Genomic DNA, 21008 nt, shown 5'->3' with positions numbered 1-21008 from the left:
ATAGCGCGCCAGTTGCTATGGCAAAAAGGAAATAGAGTGGTAAGAAAAGGTTATAACCACAGGAACAGTTTCCGCTTTACAACACTTAGCAGGCTTTCTATAGTCAAAAATCACCCAAAATGGGTGAAAACCATTTTAAATCAGTGTTTTTCGTCCTGATGCAACTACAGGGTAGAGCGTTATGGTCAATGCAGTGATCGCCATTCACGGCGGCGCAGGTGCGATTTCGCGCGCAGCAATGAGCGCCGAAAAGGAACAATGCTATCGCCAGGCGCTACACGATATTCTCACTCAGGGTCAGCAGATACTGGCTCAGGGTGGCAGTGCACTGGATGCGGTGACCGAGGCCGTGCGACTGCTGGAGGAGTGTCCGCTGTTCAACGCCGGTAAAGGTGCAGTGTTCACCCATCAGGGCACCCATGAACTCGATGCCTGCATTATGGATGGCCGTACGCTGGATGTGGGTGCGGTCGCGGGCGTGACGCAGGTTCGCAATCCGGTGCTGGCGGCACGTGCCGTGCTGGAAAAGAGCGAACATGTGCTGTTTATCGGCGAGGGCGCAGAGCAGTTTGCCGTAGCGAACGGACTGGAAACGGTCGCGCCTGATTACTTCTCAACGCCGGAACGCTGGGAGCAGTTGCAGCGCGCGCTCAACAGCGATACAGCGGTTCTGGACCATGATGGCGCTGCGCATAGCGACGATCCACTGGACCCGGACCGTAAGTTCGGCACGGTAGGCGCTGTCGCGCTGGATCTGGCGGGCAACCTGGCTGCTGCCACCTCAACGGGCGGTATGACCAACAAGCAGGCCGGGCGTGTCGGCGACTCGCCGCTGCCGGGTGCGGGCTGCTACGCCAGTAACGACAGCGTGGCAGTCTCCTGCACCGGCACCGGGGAAGTCTTTATGCGCACGCTGGCGGCCTACGATGTGGCTGCGCAGATGCGCTACGCCGGACGTTCGCTGCAGCAGGCTACAGTTAACGTCATTCATGACAGCGTGCTGGAACTGGGCGGCAGCGGCGGGCTGATTGCGGTCGATCGCGCGGGCAACGTGGCGCTGCCGTTTAACAGCGAAGGTATGTACCGGGGCGTCGCGCGCGTCGGTGAGGCGGCGGAAGTCGCTATCTATCGCGAAAGTTAAGGAGCAGAGATGAGCGACAGGCAAACGTTACCACCTCTTGCCCCTGAGCAGGTACTGGCGGTGCGCGATCTCAATGTGCGTTTTCAGCACGAAGACACCGTCACCGACGCCGTGCGTCATTTGTCACTCGATCTGTTTCGCGGCGAAACGCTGGCGCTGGTGGGCGAGTCAGGTTCCGGGAAATCGGTCACCTCACTGGCACTGATGCGGCTGATTGAGCAGACGGGCGGAATCGTCAGCGGCGAGGTGCAGTTGCGCCGTCGCAATGGCGACGTGCTGGATCTGATGCGCGCTTCAAAAGGTCAGATGCGCCGGGTGCGCGGTGCGGATATGGCGATGATTTTTCAGGAGCCGATGACCTCGCTGAATCCGGTCTTCTCCGTCGGCGAGCAGATTGCCGAATCCATTCGTCTGCACCAGGGCCTGGGCCACGCCGGTGCGCTGGCCGAGGCACGCCGGATGCTGGACCTGGTGCGGATTCCCGATGCGCACAATGTCTTGTCCCGCTTTCCGCACCAGTTGTCGGGCGGGATGCGTCAGCGCGTGATGATCGCGATGGCGCTCTGCTGCAAACCGGCGTTACTGATTGCCGATGAGCCGACCACCGCGCTCGACGTCACTATTCAGGCACAGATTCTGCAGCTCATCCGCGTGCTACAAAAAGAGATGCAGATGGGGGTGATTTTTATCACTCACGATATGGGCGTGGTCGCCGAAATGGCCGATCGGGTTCAGGTGATGTATCGCGGCGAAGTGGTGGAAAATGCCCCGGTCGCCGAACTGTTCAGCGCACCTCAGCAGCCCTATACCCAGGCGCTGCTGGCGGCGGTGCCAAAACTCGGCGCGATGCAGGGCCAGCCTTTACCCGCCAAATTTCCCTTGCTGCACAGTGATGCCGTTGATGATGTGCCGCAGGATACGGTACGCCGCCTGCAGCCGCCGATTCTTCAGGTGCGCGATCTGGTCACCCGCTTTGATATTCGCGGTGGTCTGCTGAATCGGGTTAAAAGCCGGGTTCATGCCGTCGAAAAAGTCAGTTTTGATCTCTATGCCGGTGAGACGCTGGCGCTGGTGGGCGAGTCTGGCTGTGGTAAATCGACCACCGGCCGCTCGCTGCTGAAGCTGGTGGCCAGTCAGGGCGGCACATTGACATTTGACGGCCAGCGAATAGACCACCTTTCGGGTGCCGCACTGGCCCATCTGCGCCGCGACATTCAGTTTATCTTCCAGGATCCCTATGCCTCGCTCGATCCCCGGCTGACGGTCGGCTTCTCTATTATGGAGCCGCTGCTGGTCCACAAGGCAATGCCGCGTCGCGAGGCAGAGCAGCGGGTTGCCTGGTTGCTGGATAAAGTGGGGCTGCTGCCGGAGCATGCTCAGCGTTATCCGCATGAGTTTTCTGGCGGGCAGCGTCAGCGTATCTGCATTGCCCGCGCGCTGGCGCTGAACCCTAAAGTGGTGATTGCCGATGAGTCCGTCTCGGCGCTGGATGTGTCGGTTCAGGCGCAGATTATCAATCTGATGCTCGACCTGCAGCGCGAGTTTGGCATCGCCTTTCTGTTTATTTCTCACGATATGGCGGTGGTGGAGCGTATCAGCCACCGCGTGGCAGTGATGTATCTCGGTCAGATTGTCGAGATGGGGCCGCGTCAGGCGGTGTTTGAACAGCCTCAACATCCCTATACCCGAAAACTCATGGCAGCAGTGCCGGTCGCCGATCCGGCTCACCGGCGTCGCGAACGTGCTTTACTGGTCGATGAGATCCCCAGCCCGATTCATGCGTTAGGGGATGAACCTGAAGTGGCGCCGCTGATGGAGGTGGCCCCGGGCCATTTCGTCGCCCGCCACGTGATCAGTGCGACCTGAACAGTGACAATGTCGCCCCGGCGACCACCCCGACAGGGATTACAGGAGAACAAGATGCAGATGACGATGCGTAAAGGGTTACTGGCAGCTGGCGTGTTAAGCAGCGCAATAACATTGCCCGCGTGGGCAGCACAGGATGCGGTGATTGCTGTCGCGTCCAACTTCACCACGCTCGATCCTTATGATGCCAATGACACGCTGTCTCAGGCGGTCGCAAAATCCTTCTATCAGGGCCTGTTTGGCTTCGATAAGGACATGAAACTCACCAACGTGCTGGCGGAGAGCTACCAGGCCAGCGCCGACGGCCTGACGTATACCATCAAGCTGCGTCCCGGGGTTAAATTTCAGGATGGCACAGACTTCAATGCGGAAGCGGTCAAGGTCAACCTCGATCGCGCCAGCAACCCGGATAACCATCTCAAGCGCTACAACCTGTTTAAACGCATCGCCAGCACCGAAGTGGTGGATCCAGCCACCGTGAAAGTGACGCTGAAAGAGCCGTTCTCGGCCTTTATCAACAATCTGGCCCATCCGGCGGCGGCGATGATTTCACCCACCGCGCTGAAAAAATATGGCAAAGAGATCGGTTTCCATCCGGTGGGAACGGGCCCGTTTGTGTTTGAAACCTGGAACCAGACTGATTTTGTGAAGGTGAAGAAGTGGGACGGCTACTGGAAGCCGGGTTATCCGAAGCTGGACAGCATCACCTGGCGCCCGGTGGTGGACAACAACACCCGAGCGGCGATGCTGCAGACCGGCGAAGCGAACTTTGCGTTCCCGGTGCCTTATGAGCAGGTAAAGTTGCTGGAAAAAAACAGCAAGCTGGACGTGGTGACCTCGCCTTCCATTATGCAGCGTTACATCAGCCTCAACGTCACGCAGAAGCCGTTCGACAACCCGAAGGTACGTGAGGCACTGGAATATGCCATCAACCGTCAGGCGCTGGCGAAAGTGGCCTTCTCCGGTTACGCCACGCCCGCTACCGGCATTGTGCCTTCCGCGGTCGACTTTGCGCAGACCTATCCGGCCATCAGCTACGATCCAGCCAAAGCCCGGGCGCTGCTGAAAGAGGCGGGTTACCCGAACGGATTTGAAACCACGCTCTGGTCGTCACATAACCACAGCACCGCGCAGAAAGTGTTGCAGTTCACTCAGCAGCAGCTGGCGCAGGTTGGCGTGAAGGTCAAAGTCACGGCAATGGATGCGGGCCAGCGTGCTGCAGAAGTAGAAGGCAAAGGCCAGAAGGAAAGCGGCGTACGGATGTTCTACACCGGCTGGTCCGCCTCAACGGGTGAAGCAGACTGGGCGCTGACGCCACTGTTTGCTACCGCAGCCTGGCCACCGGCGATCTTCAATACAGCGTTTTACAGCAACCCTAAGGTCGATAAAGATCTGGCCGATGCGCTGAAAACCACTGACCGTGCAGAGAAAGCGCGTCTCTATAAAGATGCACAGGACACCATCTGGCAGGACCATCCGTGGATCCCGCTGGTGGTTGAGCAGCTGGTTTCTGCCCATAGCAAAAACCTCAGCGGTTTTTATGTGATGCCCGATACCTCATTCAATTTTGATGAGGCCACTCTGAAGTAACGGAGCCGGCCAGCCCGCGTGGCTGGCCGCAGCTGCAGGATGTTGCATGTTTAACTATTTTCTCAAAAGACTCTTTGGGCTGATCCCGACGCTGCTGATAGTGGCGGTGCTGGTGTTCCTGTTTGTTCATATGCTGCCGGGCGATCCCGCACGCCTGATTGCCGGGCCGGAAGCCGATGCCTCCGTGGTGGCGCTGGTGCGTCAGGAACTGGGGCTGGATCAGCCGCTGCCGCAACAGTTCTGGCACTTTATGCTGAATGCGCTGCAGGGCGATTTTGGTCAGTCGATGGTCTCAAAGCGGCCGGTCGCGGATGAGATCGCCTCGCGCTTTATGCCGACCCTGTGGCTGACGCTGGTCAGCATGATCTGGGCGGTGATTTTTGGCATGACCATTGGCATTGTTTCGGCTGTCTGGCGCAACCGCTGGCCTGACAGGCTGGGGATGACGCTGGCGGTGTCGGGCATTTCGTTTCCCGCCTTTGCGCTGGGCATGCTGCTGATGCAGGTCTTCTCGGTAGAGCTGGGCTGGCTGCCAACCGTCGGTGCCGACAGCTGGAAACATTATATTCTGCCCTCGATCACGTTAGGTGCAGCAGTGGCGGCGGTAATGGCGCGCTTTACCCGGGCCTCGTTCGTGGAGGTGATGCAGGAAGATTACATGCGCACCGCCCGGGCCAAAGGCGTGCGCGAGTCGCTGGTGGTGGTGAAACATGGCCTGCGCAACGCGATGATCCCGGTGGTCACGATGATGGGGCTGCAGTTTGGCTTTCTGCTGGGGGGATCGATCGTCGTCGAGGTGGTGTTTAACTGGCCGGGACTGGGCCGTCTGCTGGTCGACTCGGTGGCGATGCGCGACTATCCGGTTATTCAGGCAGAAGTACTGCTGTTTTCACTGGAGTTTATTCTGATCAATCTGTTTGTCGACATGCTCTATGCGGTGATCAATCCCGCTATTCGCTTTAAGGAGTCGCGATGAAAAACTGGCGACGTGAGGCGGCACTGAAAACGATGCCGTTGATTACGGAGAATCGGGTTCGTACGCCTTGGCGAGAGTTCTGGCGGCGTTTCCGGCATCAGCCGGTGGCGTTGATGGCCGGGGCTTTTGTGCTGCTGCTGATTGTGCTGGCGGTGATTGCTCCGTGGATTGCGCCGTTCGACGCAGAGAACTACTTCGATTATGACCGGCTCAACGAAGGCCCCTCGCTGCTGCACTTCTTTGGCGTCGATTCGCTGGGGCGCGACATCTTCAGCCGGGTGCTGGTCGGCACGCGTATATCCCTGATTGCCGGTTTCTTCTCGGTGGTGATCGGCGCACTGATTGGTACTTTCTTTGGTCTGTTAGCGGGTTATTACGAAGGCTGGTGGGATCGCATCACGATGCGCATCTGTGACGTGCTGTTTGCCTTCCCTGGCATTCTGCTGGCGATTGCGGTCGTGGCGATCATGGGCAGCGGCATGAGCAACGTGATAGTGGCGGTGGCGATCTTCAGTATTCCGGCTTTTGCCCGCCTGGTGCGCGGTAATACGCTGGTGCTGAAGCATCAGACTTTTATAGAGTCGGCACGCAGTATCGGAGCCTCTGACTGGACGATCCTGATGCGGCATATCCTGCCGGGCACGGTCTCGCCGATTGTGGTCTATTTCACCATGCGGGTCGGTACCTCCATCATCACCGCCGCCAGCCTGTCGTTTCTGGGGCTGGGCGCACAGCCGCCTACACCGGAGTGGGGCGCGATGCTGAATGAGGCGCGGGCCGACATGGTGATTGCGCCTCACGTGGCCATTTTCCCCAGTCTGGCCATTTTTCTCACTGTTCTGGCATTTAATTTGCTCGGGGACGGGCTACGTGACGCGCTTGATCCTAAACTAAAGAGATGAAACCTTTCGATTATGATCAGGACTTCAGCACTATCAACTTCCGCCAGCATCCCGAGCTTTATCAGGTCGGGCGAGGCGAGCAGGGTGTGCTGATGGTCGAGCCGTATAAGAGCGAAATTCTGCCGCACTGGCGTTTTCGTACCGTTCCCATTGCCGAAGAGTCTGCTGAGAAAATCATGGCGCTGTTTGAGGATTACCGGCGTCAGGACGATTTTGTCGGCATGGATATGGCGCGCAAGTTTATCCAGATGGGATATACCCGCGCGCGCCGTTACAGCAACCACAAAGGTGGCCGCAAGTATGATGCTGACGGCAAAGAGTTTCCGCGCGGCGTCAACGAGGAAAAGGCCGCGGCGGCGGCCATCTTCAAGGGCTACTGGGACAAGCTGCGTGAAGATGAGGACTATCTGCGACGCAAAAAGGCGCATCAGCAGCAGTATGGTTAAAGATTAAATCCTTTTCGCCCGGCAGCAGATCAGTCTGCTGCCGTTAATACATCAATCAGCCTCTCCCGCCACACCACCCCTTCCATTCACAGACTGCAAAATCCGCATCGCTGATGGCCAGGCGGCGTAAAGTAGTGAAAAAACGCGTAAAAGCCGTTGTACGGCACCAGCGAAAAAACGCGCTATTTACAGCCTGCATTTTCCAGTAACTCACCGTCCTGTAAAAAGAAATGGTTTTTCCAGTAAGCGAGGGGGCAGATAAGCGAAACGCTGACAGTGGCCCTTGTTTACAACATCCAATAAAACGCGGGTTGATATTCACTTGTTTTCATTAATAATAAACCAGCAAACCCCACTGAGGGGGCTATGCCCCTCAGGTAATGAAATGGATAATGTGAGAGCTAAATAATGAAAGAGATCATCAACGGATTTCTGAATTTCCAGCAGAATGTGTTTCCTGAAAGGAAGGATCTTTTCAAAAGCCTGGCGTCAAATCAAAATCCGAAAGCGCTGTTCATCTCCTGTTCAGACAGCCGTCTGGTGCCTGAGCTGGTAACGCAGCAGGAGCCAGGAGAGCTGTTCGTTATCCGCAATGCGGGCAATATCGTTCCTTCATTCGGCCCCGAGCCAGGCGGTGTCTCAGCCACGATCGAATATGCGGTCGTTGCGCTGGGTGTCTCCGACATCATCATCTGTGGTCACTCCAACTGTGGTGCGATGAACGCCATCGCTTCCTGCGCCTGCATGGACACTATGCCTGCGGTTGAGCACTGGCTGCGCTATGCCGATGCGGCAAAAGCAGTGGTCGAGCAGCGTGAGTATGACTCACCCGAGAAGAAGCTTAACGAGATGGTCAAAGAGAACGTCATCGCTCAGCTTAACAACATGAAGACTCATCCGTCTGTCTCCGTTGCCCTGCGTAATGGCAAGCTACGCCTGCACGGCTGGGTTTACGATATCGAAAGCGGCACCATCATGGCGCTGACCCAGGGTGGCAAGCAGTTTATTACCCTGTCGGATAATCCGGATACCTGCTTCGAGTAATACTTTTCACCCGCTGCGTCCTGCGGCGGGTTTTCCTGTTTAATCTTTTGTAAATCCTCAGGTTCACCCCGCGACGGATGACTACGCTTAAGGTCACGCTATCCCGTCAGGAGAACCCTATGTCCCGTTTATCGACTGCCTTACTGCTGAGCAGCGCACTATTTTGTGCCTCGCCGCTGTTTGCCGCCGACGTAAAGGTTGAGGTGTTGCAGGATAAGTTACAACATCCATGGTCCATCGCCTTCCTGCCCGACAACGAAACGTTGCTGATTACCGAACGCAGCGGACAGCTGCGCAGCTGGAGCCCGGAAAGCGGTCTGTCGCAGCCAATCAAAGGGGTGCCGAAAGTCTGGGCAGAACGGCAGAGTGGCTTGCTGGACGTGGTGCTGGCACCCGATTTCGCGACCAGTCGTCGCGTCTGGCTCAGCTATACCGAGGCGAACAGCAGTGGCAAAGCGGGGGCAGTCGTGGGCGTTGGCACGCTGAGCCAGGATAACCGGCAGCTCAGCGATTTCCGCGAGGTGATTCAGCAGACGCCGATGCTCTCCAGTGGCAACAATATTGGCACCCGGCTGGCGTTTGATACCCAGGGTTATCTCTGGATTGCATTCGGCGATAATTTTGTCAGCAGCGCGGCGCAGGACCTCGATAAGCTGCAGGGCAAACTGCTGCGACTCAACGCTGATGGCAGCGTGCCGGACGATAATCCGTTTGTGAAAAAGCCCGGCGCCCGGCCAGAAATCTGGGCCTATGGTCTGCGTAACCCGCAGGGTCTGGCACTTAACCCCTGGACCGGCATGATATGGGAAAATGAGCATGGCCCGCGCGGCGGCGATGAAGTGAATATTATGGCACGGGGCAGGAACTACGGCTGGCCGCTGGCGACGTACGGCATTGACTACAGCGGCGATAAAGTGCCGGAGTCAAAGGGCACCCATGTCGCGGGCACCGAACAACCGCTTTACCACTGGACGGTTTCCCCGGCCATCAGCGGTATGGCGTTTTATAACAGCGCCCGTTTTCCCCAGTGGAAAAACTCGCTGTTTATCGGTGCACTGAAAGAAAAAAACCTGATTCGTCTGAGTATCAACGGCGAAAAAGTGGTGGAGGAGCAGCGCCTGCTGGGGGATCAGAATGCGCGGATTCGCGATGTCCGGCAGGGCCCGGATGGTTATCTCTATGTGCTGACCGATGAGGCTAATGGCAAGCTGCTGAAAGTGGGGTTAGCGCAGGACGCTGGTGCGTCCCGCGGCTAATAGCCTGTCCCACAGCCTGTTTTATTCGTCAGATTGGACCCGGGCAGTGCTCACCCTCTTCAGGTAAGACGCGCACGTTCCGGTTGTTTCGCGCTGCCCCTGTCCAGGCTGCCTGTAATCATTACGCCTGATTGACCCGACTCTGAATCAGCGAGCCCAGTGATAAACCTGCCAGCCGCGGTTTAACGCTTCCTGGTGCAGTTGTTCATCCGGATTGATGACATGAGCATGATCGGCCTGTTCCAGCAGGGGCAGGTCGTTCATTGAGTCACTGTAGGCCCAGGTGCGGTCAAAGCTCTCCGCCTGCTGCAGCGCTTTCCAGTCGCCCAGTCGGGTCACTTTGCCCTCTTTGTAAGTCATGGTGCCGTAAGTGTTGCCGCTGTAGCGCTCGTCCACGATTTCAACGCCAATCGCCAGCGCGCCGCAGGCTCCCAGCTTCTCGGCAATCGGCACCACCAGATGCTCGCCGCTGGCAGAAATGATCATCACTCTGTCGCCACGCGCCCGATGCCACTCAATTCGCTCGCGGGCGGCCGGGTAGACGCGAGGCAGGATGTCGCGCTGGATGAAACGACGCACCCAGCCTTCAACGGTCAGTGTCGCCATACCCGCCAGTGGGGAGAGCGTTTTATTCATATATTCTTCAATCGACAGCGTACCGGCATAGTACTGATTCATTAATGCCTGTTCCTGATCAATCAGTTCACTGGGAGCGAATCCCTGGGATACCAGCCAGCGCAGCCACAGGCTGGTGCTGTCTTCACAAATGAGGGTTTCATCAAGATCAAAAAGGGCTAAGTCCATGGTCGGTCTCCTCGGCTGACTGGCTTTCAGGTTAACTGATATTTGTGACGGGCTTAACTCTTCTGCAAAAAATCGGAATTTAACTCGGTTTTTATCGCGACAGAATTCCGGAAAACCGGCACGCGCGCGGCGCTTATGCCAGGGTTACTCTACTAAAATCTAAAAATCTTTACGATTCGGCGGTTTTTTTCGCTGCCATCAACGGTTAGCGTTTGAGTGAGAATTTTCTGCCCCTGGAATTTCGATTTAACAAGGACAATCCGGCCAAGCCCATGACAAACACTCGCTTCTCATCTCACCTGCGGCACCTTGCTGCTACCTCATTACTGATTCTTGCCCCCATCAGCGTTTTTGCTGAGCAGGCTCCCGCCGCGCCCGGCATTGATGCTAAAGCGTGGATCCTGATCGACTACGCCAGCGGTAAAGTGCTAACCGAGTCCAGTGCCGATCAGCGTCTCGATCCTGCCAGTCTGACGAAAATGATGACCAGTTACGTGGTTGGCCAGGCGATCAAAGCGGGCAAAATAAAACCGGATGACCTGGTGACCGTCGGACAGGATGCCTGGGCGACCGGCAACCCTAAACTGCGCGGTTCTTCTCTGATGTTCCTCAAGCCGGGCGATCGCATTCCGGTGCATGAGCTGAACAAAGGTATCGTGATCCAGTCCGGTAATGACGCCTGTATCGCGCTGGCAGATTATGTGGCGGGCAGTCAGGACTCGTTTATTGGCCTGATGAACAACTACGTAAAAGCGCTGGGACTGCAGAACACCCACTTTATGACGGTGCATGGTCTGGATGCAGAAGGGCAGTACAGCACGGCGCGGGATATGGCCCTGATTGCTCAGGCGCTGATCCGCGATGTGCCAGAAGAGTACGCGCTGAATAAAGAGAAAGAGTTTACCTTTAACAATATTCGTCAGATCAACCGCAACCGTCTGCTGTGGAGCACCAACCTCAAGGTGGATGGCGTCAAAACCGGCCACACCTCCGGCGCGGGCAATAACCTGGTGGCTTCCGCGACCGAAGGCGATATGCGCCTGATCTCGGTGGTGCTTGGCACCGCCAGCGATGCGATTCGTTTCCGCGAAAGTGAAAAGCTGCTGACGTGGGGCTTCCGTTTCTATGAAACGGTAACGCCGATAAAAGCGGATGCACCGTTTGCGCAGCAGCGGGTCTGGTTTGGTGACAAGAGTCAGGTAAATCTGGGCGTGGCGAAAGATGCCGCGCTGACCATCCCGAAAGGGCAGATGAAGAACCTGAAGGCGAGTTTCAAGCTCACTGCACCGCAGCTGGAAGCCCCGCTGAAGAAGAATCAGGTGGTCGGCACCATTGATTTCCAGCTGGACGGCAAAATGATTGAGCAGCGTCCGCTGGTGGTGTTGCAGGATGTGCCGGAAGGCGGCTTCTTCAGCCGGATGATTGATTTTGTGATGATGAAGTTCAACGGCTGGTTCGGGAAATGGCTGTCGTAAGCGCCCAGGGCCGCTGAGACGTCTCTGAGACGAGTGCTGTTTCCCGATAATAATCTGGCAGCAATGCGTTCGCTCAGCACGCAGGGAACGGGGTCAACGGGGTCAGAAGAGGAAAGCCCCGCGCCTGGGACAAAAACGCCGGGAGCGTTTTAGAACAACGCAACGCGTTGGCCCGTCAACGGGTGCACCTCATGGAGGAGGTGCGTAATCGCGCGGGCCGGGCGTGCCGTGGATGGCGGTTTTTACGTCTTTCCGATCTGACTCTGTTCTCTGAGCAGGCTCGATCTCACCGCCAGATGAAGCACAATTCCGACAATCCAGGGCGCGCAATCGCGGCCCTTCCTTAATTCTGCGTCCAGCCCTTACGAATCGGTACGGCAAACAGCGCCCGATAGAGCGGATTGATCACCGCCAGCATCCGCTCACCATAGAACTGCCACGCCAGATGCGACGCCAGACAACTCAGCAGACCCACCAGGAACCCACCCAGCATATCCATCGGCCAGTGAACGCCCAGGTAAACCCGCGACCAGGCGATAGCGCAACCCGCCACCATCAGCACCACACCCGACCAGAGGCGATGCCAGAAGATAAAGGCCAGTGCAAAGGTGAATATCGTCGTGCCGTGATCGCTGGGATAGGAGTCATCGGCGGCGTGATGCAGGAACTGATAACCGTAACCAATGGCGAAAGGGCGGGGATGCGGTAACAGATGGCCCACACACCAGGAGATCGCCAGGGCATAAATCAGCGCCATGCCGGTTTTCAGTACCAGCGCCCGCTGTGAAGAAACCTGATCGCGCGGTCCCCAGAGCCACATCGCCACAATTAAAAGCGGCACGATGGCGATCAGATCTTTGGCAATAAAGGTCGCCATGTGCAGTAACCAGACGGGAGAAGCCGGTGTGGCATTGATGGCAGTAAACAGTAAATGGTTCAGCTCTTCCATTTCGGGATAAATTCCTCAGCAGACAACCCGGTTAACGGCAGCGGGCGACATTCTGCCAGCCCGGCCCGATAACAGCGGTAATAAACAGGGTTAGCGACAGCGCGCCCACCCAAATAGGTCAGCACAAATTGCTAACTTAACAGCCATCTATCCTGCTTTTAAGAGGACAATTCGTCTACGGAAAGGCTCTGAATTTGATAAGGAGTTGCACAACTGTTTAAGTTTTATGACCGTTTCAGGCGTGGTTCTGGCGGTGGGAGTTTGGCTGCGGGAAAAAAGGCATAAAAAAACCCACCGGGAAAAAGACCAGCGGGCTCCACAATTTGGGGATTTCAAAGAAAAGCAGTGGCACTTATTATGACTGCCGCTTAACTATAAAGTTCTGGACGCAGGCAAAATAATTTTATAAGGGCAATATTGGCCAGATGATGACGATCAGCGTTCCCGCCAGCGTCAGCAAAACGTTAGCAATGGCATAGGTTCCGGCATAGCCCAGTGCAGGAATATTGCTGCGTGCGGTATCACTGATAATCTCCATGGCCGGTGCGCAGGTACGCGCGCCCATGATGGCACCAAACAGCAGGGCGCGGTTCATCCGCAACACATAGGCCCCAAACAAATAGCAGATGATGACCGGAATCAGACTCACCAGGAGGCCGCACAGTAGCATCATGGCACCGTCACTGCTCAGACCGTGATTGATGCCGCTACCCGCACTTAATCCCACGCCCGCCATAAATACCATCAGCCCAAACTCTTTCACCATGGTGAGCGCGCCCTGTGGAATATAACCAAAAGTTGGGTGGTTGGCGCGGAGGAAGCCGAGCATGATACCGGCGAACAGCAGACCCGCCGCGTTGCCGATACCAAAACTGAAATTGCTGAACTGAAAGGTGATCAGACCAATCATCAGACCCACGATAAAGAAGGCGCAGAAAGCTAAGAGATCGGTCATCTGGCTGTGAATCGCGATAAAACCAATGCGATCCGCCACGCTTTTAACCCGTCGTGCTTCGCCGCTGACCTGCAGCACATCGCCTTTATTCAGCATGATGCTGTCGTCGATCGGCATCTCAATCTGGCTGCGTATTACCCGGTTCAGGAAGCAGCCGTGATCGGTGAGGTTTAACTTGCTCAGGCGTTTGTTCACCGCGTTGTGGTTCTTCACCACAATTTCTTCAGTGACAATGCGCATATCCAGCAGATCGCGGTCAAACACCTCTTTGCCGTTGCGGAAGCTGGGATCAAGCCGGGCGTGTGCGTCGGGATAGCCGACCAGCGAGATATCATCACCGAGTTGCAGCACCGCATCCCCATCGGGACTGGCGAGGATACCGTTGCGGCGAATGCGTTCAATATAGCAACCGGTCTGACGATAGATGCCCAGTTCGCGCAGGTTTTTGCCGCCGCTCCATGCCACCAGTTCCGCACCCACGCGATAGGCGCGGATCACCGGCAGGAAGACTTTGCGCTGGCTGTCGGCATCAAGGCCGCGTTCACGGGCGATTTGCTGGGCGCAGGTGGGCAGATCCTGGTGTTGCAGACGGGGCAGGTAGCGTGCGCCAAAAATCAGGCTGACCAGGCCAATCAGATAGGTCACGGCATAACCGAGACTCAGCTGGTCCTGCATCAGTGCGAGCTGCTTTGGATCGGTGATGCTTTGCCGCAGGGTATCACCTGCACCGACCAGCACTGGCGTTGAAGTCATCGATCCAGCCAGCATGCCAGCGGTAAGACCAATATCCCAGCCAAAGAGTTTGCCCAGCCCCAGCGCCAGCAGTAGCGCGCTGACCACCATGACGATGGCGAGCATGAAATAGTTTTTACCGTCGCGAAAGAATATGGAAAAGAAGTTGGGACCCGCTTCGACACCGACACAAAAAATAAACAGCATAAAGCCCAGGCTCAATGCATCGGTATTGATGGTGAAATGTTGCTGGCCTAATAAGAGCGAAACAACTAATACGCCAATTGAATTTCCCAGCTGAACTGAGCCAAGACGCAACTTACCCAGACAGAGGCCGAGCGCTAAAACAACAAATAATAACAAAATGTCATTTCCGCTTAACAATCCTGCGACGTTAATATTCAATGTTTAACTTCTTGTTTACATGTAAGCTATTGAAGAGTGGCCTGTTTTTCGCTATCGTGAGCAAGCCGTTGAGGATCTGTTGTATCAACACTGCAAATAGAACCTTTACCGCGGCGCTATTCTAATCAGAAAATTCTTTCACAGCCATTGGCTGTTTTCATTCGTTGCCACAGCGAACTGTTTCTTTTTATTTCCACCTGAACGCATCAGGGATATCAGCAGGTTATTGTCGGGGTTACTTTTAATCAGTGGGGTGGTATGCCGCAGCGTTCTTATCTCTGGACGACCCGCCTGTGCGGCGTGGTGTTGTATAGTCTGGTGTTTGTTTTTACCTGTCGTTTCTGGCAGGTCGGTCCCGGCCCGCTTCGTGGTCAGCCTGAATTACTGCTCTTTATGTTGCCCGGTGTTGTGATGGCATTAATGCAGGTGGAAAGCCCGTTAAAAAGTACGCTGCTAATGGGGCTCTGGGGAACGTTACTGGCAGCACTGCTGTTAAATAACAGCCTGTTTATCCACAGCAATGGCTTCTTTTTAGTCGCCTGGAGCCTCAGTGCGCTGTTCTGGGCAGGCTGCGGAGCATTGCTGGTGCGTTTGATGCAGATTGTGATGGCATCAATTCATTAAATGGTGTCGGATAACTGTCGTCAGGCAGAGAGCAAAAAGGCGAGGCAGGGAATCCTGTCTCGCCTTTTTCATTCCGGCTATCCGCGCTTACGCAACAAATCCCAGATTCTCTTTAGTCCAGGCAGCAAACTCGGTGTAGCCACCAATATGTTTTTCGTCCACGAAAATCTGTGGCACGGTGCTGACAGGTTTACCGGCGCTTGCTTCCAGATCAGCTTTAGTAATGCCTTCTGCATTAATATCGACGTACTGGTAGCTAAAATCATCGCGCTCAGTGGTCAGTTTGTCGGCCAGCTCATGGGCACGGACACAGTAGGGACAGCCCGGACGACCAAAAATTACAGCAATCATTGAGAACTCCTTGCAGCGACTATTGTGTGATGTATATCACACAATGAAACAGAGAATGGCAACCATGATGCCCGCTCGTATCGCTTAAGGAAAGCAGGATTTGCCTGTTAGTCTGATGCACGCACGCTATTGCTGCCCATTCAGGAAGCGTCTGAAATAAGGGCTTTTTCGCGACAGCGGCTCATGTATCCCGCGCAATTTTGGGGTTGTTGACCATAATTGACGCTCAGTAAGCTGCTAAGGCAGGAGGATGTGATGCAGAGTGTGGCCAGATTACCCCGGTTTGTGGTGGTGCTGGAGGCGGCGGGTGGCCTGTTGATTTTAGGCGCGCTGCTGCTGATCAACCACTGGCTTCCGCTGCCAGGCCTGGCTGACGTGAAAACGCTGGCCACTGTGCTGTTCATCGCTGGCGTGGTGCTGATGCTGCCTGCTGCCTGGCTATTAATGTGGCGCACCGCGAAAGCGATCGCGCCACAGCTCTTCAATCAGATTGATAAAAAAAGATAATGTTGCTGGAGACTTTATGACACCGACCATTGATTTACTGTGCAGCCACCGTTCGATCCGCGCCTTTACTGACCAGCCGGTCAGCGAAGCCCAGCGTGAAGCGATTATTAATGCGGCCCAATCGGCGTCCACATCCAGCTTTTTACAGTGTTCTTCTATTATCCGTATCACCGACAAGGCGCTGCGTGACAAGCTGGTGACGCTGACAGGTGGACAGACGTGGGTCGCGGATGCGCCTGAGTTCTGGGTTTTCTGCGCTGACTTTAATCGCCACCTGCAGATTTGCCCGGATGCGCAACTGGGCCGTGCCGAGCAGTTGCTGCTGGGTTGCGTCGACACCGCGCTAATGGGACAGAATGCCATGGTCGCAGCGGAATCGCTGGATCTGGGCGGCGTCTTTATCGGCGGGATTCGTAACAGCATTGCGGAAGTAACTGAACTGCTGGGCCTGCCGAAATTTGTTCTGCCCCTGTTTGGCTTCTGCCTGGGCCATCCGGAGTCAAAGCCAGACGTCAAACCGCGTATGCCACATGCGATGCTGGTGCATGAGAATCGCTATCAGCCGCTGGATCCTGCGGTATTGGCAGAATACGATAGCCGCACGGAACTCTATTATCAGCACCGTGACAGCAACCAGCGTAGCGAAAACTGGAGCGACCTGATTCAGCGGCTGATTATTAAAGAGACGCGTCCGTTTATGCTTGACTATCTGCATCAGCAGGGCTGGGCCACGCGTTAATTTCAGCAAACGAGAGCAGCGATGAAGATAGCTATCCTGTCACGTGATGAGACGCTTTACTCCAGCCGACGATTGCGTGACGAGGCTGCCGCACGCGGCCATGTGATACAAATCATCGATCCGCTCTCCTGCTATATGAACATCAATTCCGCTTCACCGGCGGTTCACTATTGTGGTGAACCGCTGGGCCATTTCGATGCTGTTATTCCCCGCATCGGCAACGCCATAACCTTCTATGGCACGGCAGTGCTGCGGCAGTTTGAGATGTGCGGCAGCTATCCCCTGAATGAATCGGCCGCCATTACCCGCACGCGGGACAAATTGCGCTCGCTGCAACTGCTGGCACGTGAGGGCATTGACATGCCGGTCACCGGTTTTGCCTCCTCGCCCGATGACACCGATGATCTGATCGCGATGGTGGGCGGCGCGCCGCTGGTGGTTAAGCTGGTAGAAGGCACTCAGGGTATTGGTGTGGTGCTGGCGGAAACGCGGCAGGCGGCGGAAAGCGTCATCGATGCCTTTCGCGGGCTGAATGCCCATATTCTGGTGCAGGAATTTATTAAAGAAGCGCAGGGGCGTGATATTCGCTGTCTGGTAATCGGTAATCAGGTGGTGGCCGCAATTGAGCGGGTAGCGAAAGAGGGCGATTTCCGCTCCAACCTGCATCGCGGCGGCAAAGCTTATCCGGTAGAGATCACGCCACAGGAGCGGCAGATCGCCGTGAAAGCAGCCGCGACTCTGGGGCTGGAAGTGGCGGGTGTCGATATTTTGCGCGCCCATCGCGGTCCACTGGTAATGGAAGTAAACGCCTCACCCGGCCTGGAAGGCATCGAAACCATTAGTGACCTTAACATCGCCGCGCTTATGATTGAGCGGATTGAGCAGCAGGCCATCCCCGGGCTCCGTCCTAAAACCGCTGGCTGACACGCGCTTTTCAGCGGTTTTCATGGCATCGTCGCCCATTTTTCCGTAAGCTAAGTCGCCTGTTTATCACCCTACTGGGATTTTACGATGGATTCTCTTGTCGTTCCGGATATCGACCTGCTGCGTCGCTGGCTGGATCAGCAAAATATCACCTGGTTCGAATGCGATGCCTGTCAGGCACTTCATCTGCCGCACATGCAAAACTTCGATGGGGTGTTTGACGCCAAAATCGATCTGGTCGACAACGTCATTCTGTTTTCGGCGCTGGCTGAAGTGAAGCCAACGGCGCTGATTCCACTGGTTGGCGATTTGTCGCAAATCAATGCCAGTTCACTGACGGTGAAAGCATTTATCGACATTCAGGATGATAATCTGCCGAAGCTTATTGTCTGTCAGTCACTGATCACGACCGCCGGATTAACCTTTGGTCAGTTCTCCCACTTTATGAAACAGAGTGAAGAGCAGATCTCCATGGTGATCCTGGAAGCCTTTGCTAACAATCTGCTGATTGTGGGCGAAGAAGAAGAGCACGTTCCGGTGACCAGCGTCCATTCTGTGCTGCACTAAGCCCGACATGGTCGCCCACTAAGCCGTCCCCGCGACGGCTTTTTTATGCCCGCCATCCACAGCCGCGATAATTTTTTATTCTGCACTTTGCCCTTTAACGCCAGATATTTGTCGTGGTTTATGCCATCAAAGCCGAACCTCATAGCTTAAACATGCATAAAATATCGGTTTCAGGCGTTTTTTACGCTGGGGTCTGGTGCAGTCTGACCAGGGGGGCTATGCTTGCGGAGCTGTAACAGGCGCGTAACTGTGCTTCAGCTATAGGTTTTTACTATTAAACTCCCGCTGAATAATGATTCATTGTGTCACGGACGTTTTGTCCGGAACGCAATGCAGGGATCTCTGGTTTGCAGCGTTGTAATGACCCGCTCATGAGGATGGAAAAATATGTTCAACTCACGTCAGAAATGGCTGTCAGCTGTGGTAGCTGCTGCGCTGATGGCCGCGTCGGCCAGCAGCATGGCGGAAGATAAAACGCTGCACGTCTACAACTGGTCCGATTATATTTCGCCAGATACCGTGCCGAACTTTGAAAAGCAGTCCGGCATCAAAGTGGTCTACGATGTGTTTGACTCCAACGAAGTACTGGAAGGCAAATTGATGGCGGGCAGCACTGGCTACGATGTCGTGGTGCCATCCTCCAGCTTCCTGGCGCGTCAGCTGCAGTCAGGTGTCTTCCAGCCGCTGGATAAAAGCAAACTGCCAAACTACAAAAACCTCGATCCGGCGCTGATGGAAAAAGTGGCGCAGCACGATCCGGGTAACAAATATGCCATTCCTTATCTATGGGGCACCACCGGTATCGGCTACAACATCGACAAAGTCAAAGCCGCACTGGGCGCCGATGCACCGGTTAACAGCTGGGATCTGGTGCTGAAGCCAGAAAACCTGGAGAAGCTGAAAAGCTGTGGCGTCTCCTTCCTGGATGCGCCGGAAGAGATTTTCGCGACGGTCCTCAACTATCTGGGCAAAGATCCGAATACCTCTGATGCCAAAGAGTATTCCGGCGCGGCCACTGACCTGCTGCTGAAACTGCGTCCGAATATCCGTTACTTCCATTCGTCGCAGTACATCAACGATCTGGCCAACGGCAACATTTGCGTCGCCATCGGCTGGTCAGGCGATATTCTGCAGGCGAAAAACCGTGCCGATGCCGCGAAAAACGGCGTGCATCTGGGCTACAGCGTACCGAAAGAGGGCGCACTGGCCTTCTTCGATATGATGGCGATCCCGAAAGATGCGAAAAACCTCGACGGTGCTTACGCCTGGCTGAACTACATCATGGATCCGAAAGTGATCGCCGATGTCTCCAACAAAATGAACTACGCCAACGGCAACAAAGCGTCGCTGCCGCTGATCAATGCCGACGTTCGCAACAACCCGGGTATCTTCCCGACGCCAGAAGCGATGTCGAAATTGTTCGTGCTGAAAGTCCAGGATCCGAAACTGGATCGTGTGCGTACGCGCGCATGGACTAAAGTAAAAAGTGGTAAGTAGTTCGTCCTTAACGGATTGACCTGTCACGCATCAGCAACAGAGGCGCAATCCTGGCCTCTGTTGTGCCATTTTTAGCGGCAAATTTTGTCGCCATGTTCCGCCTGGCTCCGGAGAGAACCCTTTGTGAACGATGCTATTCCCCGTCCTCAAAATAAAACCGCAAAGGCATTAACGCCGCTGCTGGAAATTCGCAATCTGACCAAATCGTTTGACGGCCAGCATGCCGTGGATGATGTCAGTCTGACTATTTATAAAGGTGAAATCTTTGCCCTGCTGGGTGCCTCGGGCTGTGGAAAGTCCACGCTGCTGCGCATGCTGGCCGGTTTTGAGCCGCCAACCAGCGGCCAGATTGTGCTGGACGGACAGGATCTGTCGCACGTTGCTCCCTATCAGCGCCCGATTAACATGATGTTCCAGTCCTACGCGCTGTTTCCGCACATGACGGTGGAGCAGAATATCGCCTTTGGTCTGAAGCAGGACCGGCTGCCAAAAGGGGAGATCAACAGTCGGGTCGCCGAAATGCTGGCGCTGGTGCACATGCAGGAATTCGCGAAACGTAAACCGCATCAGCTCTCCGGTGGTCAGCGTCAGCGCGTGGCGCTGGCTCGCAGCCTGGCGAAACGGCCAAAACTGCTGCTGCTCGATGAGCCGATGGGCGCTCTGGACAAGAAACTGCGCGACAGGATGCAGCTGGAAGTGGTCGATATTCTGGAGCGCGTTGGCGCGACCTGCGTGATGGTGACGCACGACCAGGAAGAGGCGATGACCATGGCGGGCCGCATTGCGATTATGAATCGCGGCAAGTTCGTGCAGATTGGCGAACCGGAGGAGATCTACGAGCATCCGACCAGCCGCTACAGCGCGGAGTTTATCGGATCGGTTAACGTCTTCGAAGGCTTACTCCGTGAACGTCAGGCAGATGGCCTTGTGATCGACAGTCCTGGCCTGATGCATCCGCTTAAAGTCGATTCCGATGTCTCGGTTGTCGATAACGTGCCGGTACATGTTGCGCTGCGCCCGGAAAAAGTGATGCTGTGTGATGATGTGCCCGCCGACGGCTATAACTTTGCGGTGGGTGAAGTGGTTCACATCGCCTATCTCGGCGACCTCTCTATCTTCCATGTCCGTCTGCACAGCGGACAGATGATCAGCGCACAGTTGCAAAACGCGCATCGCTACCGCAAAGGGTTGCCGACCTGGGGTGATGAAGTTCGCCTCTGCTGGGAAAGCGACAGCTGCGTGGTGTTGACGGTTTAAG

General features: G+C 55.6%; 20 protein-coding genes. 16 read left to right on the top strand and 4 right to left on the bottom strand.

What is annotated here, in order from left to right; all coding sequences use genetic code 11:
• Positions 1-181: 181 nt before the first annotated feature.
• The 8 genes from HZZ01_RS08080 (at position 182) to HZZ01_RS08045 (ending at position 9221) form a co-directional block, all read left to right on the top strand.
• Complete coding sequence (locus tag HZZ01_RS08080; RefSeq protein WP_179896299.1) at positions 182-1141, top strand: isoaspartyl peptidase/L-asparaginase family protein; 960 nt, start codon at positions 182-184, stop codon at positions 1139-1141.
• A 9-nt stretch (positions 1142-1150) separates the two neighbouring features.
• A complete protein-coding gene (locus tag HZZ01_RS08075) occupies positions 1151-3007 on the top strand; it encodes a dipeptide ABC transporter ATP-binding protein (RefSeq protein WP_179896297.1) in 1857 nt (618 codons plus the stop codon).
• A 54-nt stretch (positions 3008-3061) separates the two neighbouring features.
• The gene (gsiB, locus tag HZZ01_RS08070; RefSeq protein ID WP_179896295.1) at positions 3062-4597 is read left to right on the top strand and encodes a glutathione ABC transporter substrate-binding protein GsiB; all 1536 of its coding nucleotides are present in this window, start codon (positions 3062-3064) and stop codon (positions 4595-4597) included.
• A gap of 46 nt (positions 4598-4643) precedes the next feature.
• A complete protein-coding gene (gene gsiC / locus HZZ01_RS08065) occupies positions 4644-5573 on the top strand; it encodes a glutathione ABC transporter permease GsiC (RefSeq protein ID WP_179896293.1) in 930 nt (309 codons plus the stop codon).
• Positions 5570-6475 (top strand): glutathione ABC transporter permease GsiD, encoded by a 906-nt coding sequence (gene gsiD, locus HZZ01_RS08060; RefSeq protein WP_179896292.1) that lies wholly within the window; start codon positions 5570-5572, stop codon positions 6473-6475. The genes gsiC and gsiD overlap by 4 nt, the downstream gene beginning before the upstream one ends.
• Positions 6472-6921, top strand: a complete 450-nt coding sequence (locus tag HZZ01_RS08055; RefSeq protein WP_179896290.1) for a DUF4385 domain-containing protein — start codon at positions 6472-6474, stop codon at positions 6919-6921. The genes gsiD and HZZ01_RS08055 overlap by 4 nt, the downstream gene beginning before the upstream one ends.
• Positions 6922-7329: 408 nt before the next feature.
• The gene (locus HZZ01_RS08050) at positions 7330-7965 is read left to right on the top strand and encodes a carbonic anhydrase (protein ID WP_128085280.1); all 636 of its coding nucleotides are present in this window, start codon (positions 7330-7332) and stop codon (positions 7963-7965) included.
• Positions 7966-8084: 119 nt separating this feature from the next.
• Complete coding sequence (locus HZZ01_RS08045) at positions 8085-9221, top strand: PQQ-dependent sugar dehydrogenase (protein ID WP_179896288.1); 1137 nt, start codon at positions 8085-8087, stop codon at positions 9219-9221.
• 147 nt (positions 9222-9368) lie between these two features.
• Here the strand turns inward: HZZ01_RS08045 and HZZ01_RS08040 are convergent, their stop codons facing one another.
• Complete coding sequence (locus tag HZZ01_RS08040; protein WP_179896286.1) at positions 9369-10025, bottom strand: HAD family phosphatase; 657 nt, start codon at positions 10023-10025, stop codon at positions 9369-9371.
• 272 nt (positions 10026-10297) lie between these two features.
• On the opposite strand from HZZ01_RS08040, the gene HZZ01_RS08035 reads away from it, so the two are divergent.
• Positions 10298-11500, top strand: a complete 1203-nt coding sequence (locus tag HZZ01_RS08035) for a serine hydrolase (protein WP_179896285.1) — start codon at positions 10298-10300, stop codon at positions 11498-11500.
• 343 nt (positions 11501-11843) lie between these two features.
• On the opposite strand, the gene ybjG is transcribed toward HZZ01_RS08035, so the two are convergent.
• Together ybjG and HZZ01_RS08025 are read right to left on the bottom strand one after the other, a co-directional pair.
• Positions 11844-12449, bottom strand: a complete 606-nt coding sequence (ybjG, locus tag HZZ01_RS08030; protein WP_179896283.1) for an undecaprenyl-diphosphate phosphatase — start codon at positions 12447-12449, stop codon at positions 11844-11846.
• 403 nt (positions 12450-12852) lie between these two features.
• Positions 12853-14541 carry an aspartate:alanine antiporter gene (locus HZZ01_RS08025; protein WP_179896281.1) on the bottom strand — a complete coding sequence of 563 codons (1689 nt, stop codon included), beginning with the start codon at positions 14539-14541 and terminating at the stop codon, positions 12853-12855.
• A 258-nt stretch (positions 14542-14799) separates the two neighbouring features.
• Between HZZ01_RS08025 and ybjM the strand changes: the two genes are divergently transcribed.
• The gene (ybjM, locus tag HZZ01_RS08020) at positions 14800-15165 is read left to right on the top strand and encodes an inner membrane protein YbjM (RefSeq protein WP_179896280.1); all 366 of its coding nucleotides are present in this window, start codon (positions 14800-14802) and stop codon (positions 15163-15165) included.
• An 87-nt stretch (positions 15166-15252) separates the two neighbouring features.
• Here ybjM and HZZ01_RS08015 read toward each other — a convergent pair whose 3' ends face one another.
• Positions 15253-15516: a GrxA family glutaredoxin gene (locus tag HZZ01_RS08015; RefSeq protein ID WP_179896278.1), complete on the bottom strand. Its 264-nt coding sequence runs from the start codon at positions 15514-15516 to the stop codon at positions 15253-15255.
• A 255-nt stretch (positions 15517-15771) separates the two neighbouring features.
• Between HZZ01_RS08015 and HZZ01_RS08010 the strand changes: the two genes are divergently transcribed.
• From HZZ01_RS08010 to potG, 6 genes are all read left to right on the top strand, one after another.
• A complete protein-coding gene (locus tag HZZ01_RS08010) occupies positions 15772-16023 on the top strand; it encodes a DUF1418 family protein (RefSeq protein ID WP_179896277.1) in 252 nt (83 codons plus the stop codon).
• A 16-nt stretch (positions 16024-16039) separates the two neighbouring features.
• Entirely contained in the window at positions 16040-16762 is a 723-nt protein-coding gene (nfsA, locus tag HZZ01_RS08005; protein WP_179896275.1) for an oxygen-insensitive NADPH nitroreductase, read from the top strand.
• A gap of 21 nt (positions 16763-16783) precedes the next feature.
• Positions 16784-17686 (top strand): 30S ribosomal protein S6--L-glutamate ligase, encoded by a 903-nt coding sequence (gene rimK, locus HZZ01_RS08000; RefSeq protein WP_179896273.1) that lies wholly within the window; start codon positions 16784-16786, stop codon positions 17684-17686.
• A gap of 87 nt (positions 17687-17773) precedes the next feature.
• On the top strand, positions 17774-18253 hold the full coding sequence (locus tag HZZ01_RS07995) for a YbjN domain-containing protein (RefSeq protein ID WP_136197187.1): 480 nt from the start codon (positions 17774-17776) through the stop codon (positions 18251-18253).
• A 387-nt stretch (positions 18254-18640) separates the two neighbouring features.
• A complete protein-coding gene (gene potF / locus HZZ01_RS07990) occupies positions 18641-19750 on the top strand; it encodes a spermidine/putrescine ABC transporter substrate-binding protein PotF (protein WP_010669743.1) in 1110 nt (369 codons plus the stop codon).
• A gap of 123 nt (positions 19751-19873) precedes the next feature.
• Complete coding sequence (gene potG / locus HZZ01_RS07985) at positions 19874-21007, top strand: putrescine ABC transporter ATP-binding subunit PotG (protein ID WP_179896271.1); 1134 nt, start codon at positions 19874-19876, stop codon at positions 21005-21007.
• The last annotated feature ends 1 nt before the right edge of the window (position 21008 follow it).

It is taken from the genome of Pantoea sp. WMus005 (assembly GCF_013415305.1).
GTDB classification, from domain to species: domain Bacteria; phylum Pseudomonadota; class Gammaproteobacteria; order Enterobacterales; family Enterobacteriaceae; genus Pantoea; species Pantoea rara.
The sequence above is the reverse complement of the archived record's forward strand: the minus strand, read 5'-3'. Positions and strand labels throughout refer to the sequence as shown.